We start from the raw sequence: 2,441 nt of genomic DNA on the forward strand, positions 1-2,441 counted from the left end.
AACGACTAAGGTTAGATCGTGATCGCGAAGCGAGCCACGATCTGAACCGTTTGTTGGACGAGCCCGGCCCTCGGGCAATTTAGCTCGACTCTTCCCCTGCAAATATCTCTCGATGATCCGCCCCGAACGGGGCGGTTTTGATGTGTGCGCGCCGCTTTACCCCCGGGTCCGGCGCTGCCGCGCGCGCTTGTGGCCGGATTCGGTCGATTTCGGCGCTCCGGAGCCGAATTTCAGGCGAACGGCGCTGTCGGCTTGCGGGCGCCGAACTCCCTGTGGGCAACCGGGCGGATGCGCCGGGTTACATGATCAACACGCCAGCGTCGTTGCCGCCGGGGGGCGAGGCGCAAGCCGGTGGTCGGATCGGTCTCAAACGCGTGCGCAGGATGCGCATCGCAGCGCCGCAGCACGGGCACGGCACAGCCGGGCGCACGCGAGCCGGCAGCGACGCCGGCACGAACTTGAGCAGCCACCGCAACAGCGCGATCAAGCGCTTGCTGTTCGGATGCAGGAAGCCGAAGTTGCGCGCCCGGCGAAATCCTTTCGGTAGCACGTGCTGCAGCATCAGCCACAGGAACTGTGCGCCGGACAGCGTGCGCCGCTGCACGGTTGCGCTCTTTGCCTCGCGGTAGCGAAACGTGACCTGGCCGTTTCGGCAAGCGACGATGTCGGCTTCGCGAATCACACCCCGGTACAGGTAGCGACCCAGGTAGAGCAAGGCCTTGTCGCCGTGGCCGACCGACTTGCAGTGCGCCACCCACTGCGCGGGTGCGCGCGCCGCCAGGCTCAGCCCGGCCGCAGCCAAGGCGGCCAGCATCCTGGCGCGAAAGACCTTGGCCAAGGCCTTGGCGTTGAACAGATACGGGCGGCCCGATTTGGCCCGTCGCCGAGCTCGCCAGCGCTGGCGCTTGTCGTCGAGCGCGGCCGCCGGCACCAGCAGATGCACGTGCGGATGGAAGTCGAGCCGCCGATTATGGGTGTGCAGCACCGCGATGGCGCCGGGCGTGCCCTGCAACTGTCGGTCGTTGCGCGCGAAGCTGGACACCGTTGCCCAGCTGCAGCGCATCAGCGCATCGAACAGCACCCGCGACTGGCGCCGTGCCAGGGCGCGCAACTGCGCCGGCAAGGTAAAGGTCAGCAGGAAGTAGTCGGCTGGCACCATCGCCTGACGCTGGCGTTGCAGCCACTGCTCGCTCTCGTGGTGCTGGCAGTGCGGGCACAGGCGATGGCCGCATGAATGCGGCACGAGTTGGCGGTGTTCGCACGCACTGCAGCCGAGCTGCATCATCGGGCTGGCTGCGCCGCGGCACTGGCCGAGCGCGTTCAGTGCGCGAAGCTGCTCGGCGGTGAGACGTGCGCCGTACTCAGCCAGGAACGGGTCGCGAAAGGTCTCGATGACAGAAGCGAGGCGGATCATCGGATGCGCCCCCAACCGACGGCCAGTGCGTCGATCAGCGTGTTGATGCGCTCGCTGGCGTGGACCTCGGTGCGCTCCGTGAGGTGGGTGTAGCGGGCGGTGGTGAGGATGGAGTGGTGGCCGAGAAACTTCTGCACTTCGATCAGATCGACACCGGCCTCGATCAGATGCGTGGCATAGCTGTGCCTCAGGCTGTGAGGGGTGATGTTTTTTTAAGGCCGCAGCCGGCCACCACCTTGCGCAGCGTCACTTGCACGCCGCCACGATCGAGCGGCGTGCGCGCCACAGCCGCCGCCTTGAGGCCGCCGTGGCGGTTGGGAAACAGCAACTGGGGGTGGCGATGGGTCTGCCAGAAGCGGCGCAGCACCGCCAGGGTCGCGCGCGGCAACGGCACCAGCCGATCCTTGTTGCCCTTGGCGTCACGCACATGCACGCGCTCGCGCGCCGCGTCGATGTCGGCCACGGTGAGCCGCAAGCCTTCGCCCAGACGCAGTCCCAGGCTGTAGAGCGTGAAGAAGAACACCCGATAGCTGGCCACCCGCGTCGCAGCGAAGATCTGCCGGGCCTCATCGACGGTGACGATGTCGGGCAGACGCTGGGCACGCGGCGGTTTGATCAGATCGGGCGCCACCCAGGGCTTCTTCAGCACATGCTGGTAGTAGAACTTCAGACCGTACAGGTCGAGCTTGACCGAGCTCCACGAGTGCGTCTCGGACAGATCAGTGAAGTACTCGAGCAACTGCGCCTCGCTGAGCGCATCGATGCGAGAGTCGAAATACGCCCCGACACGGCGCACGGCGCGCGCGTAGGCTTCGATGGTCTTGGGCTGCAGACCCTTGAGCTTGAGGTGTTTGAGGTGTTGCTGGTAATGCTGGTCGAATTGCTTCGTGATGCTTTCGGTCATCTTGCGCGAGCCTCGTGTTTGTCATACAAAGGATCCCTCCACACGGAAGGGCGAGGCTCGATTGTGACCACTCTTGCGCCGTCGCGGCAGCGGCGGCTTCTCCGCGTAGCGGCTTCGTCCAAC

The 2,441-nt window shown here is 66.0% G+C and carries 3 protein-coding genes; all 3 read right to left on the reverse strand.

Translation table 11 applies throughout. The features are described 5' to 3' along the window. Nucleotides 1–298 precede the first annotated feature (298 nt). The 3 genes from FHP89_RS20255 to FHP89_RS20265 are packed head-to-tail and all read right to left on the reverse strand — an operon-like array spanning nucleotide 299 to nucleotide 2,318. Nucleotides 299–1,414 (reverse strand): IS91 family transposase, encoded by a 1,116-nt coding sequence (locus FHP89_RS20255; protein ID WP_144180293.1) that lies wholly within the window; start codon nucleotides 1,412–1,414, stop codon nucleotides 299–301. Continuing rightward, on the reverse strand, nucleotides 1,411–1,620 hold the full coding sequence (locus FHP89_RS20260) for a tyrosine-type recombinase/integrase (RefSeq protein WP_391525998.1): 210 nt from the start codon (nucleotides 1,618–1,620) through the stop codon (nucleotides 1,411–1,413). Before FHP89_RS20260 ends, FHP89_RS20255 begins: the two co-directional genes overlap by 4 nt. Next, nucleotides 1,602–2,318 carry a tyrosine-type recombinase/integrase gene (locus tag FHP89_RS20265; RefSeq protein WP_144180299.1) on the reverse strand — a complete coding sequence of 239 codons (717 nt, stop codon included), beginning with the start codon at nucleotides 2,316–2,318 and terminating at the stop codon, nucleotides 1,602–1,604. Before FHP89_RS20265 ends, FHP89_RS20260 begins: the two co-directional genes overlap by 19 nt. Nucleotides 2,319–2,441: the final 123 nt, after the last annotated feature.

The organism is Denitromonas ohlonensis (genome assembly GCF_007625205.1).
Taxonomy (GTDB): domain Bacteria; phylum Pseudomonadota; class Gammaproteobacteria; order Burkholderiales; family Rhodocyclaceae; genus Nitrogeniibacter; species Nitrogeniibacter ohlonensis.

Coding starts and splice junctions, on each gene's coding strand:
- FHP89_RS20255 (WP_144180293.1), bottom strand. CDS start 1,414: ATGATCCGCCTCGCTTCTGTCATCGAGACCTTTCGCGACCCGTTCCTG.
- FHP89_RS20265 (WP_144180299.1), bottom strand. CDS start 2,318: ATGACCGAAAGCATCACGAAGCAATTCGACCAGCATTACCAGCAACAC.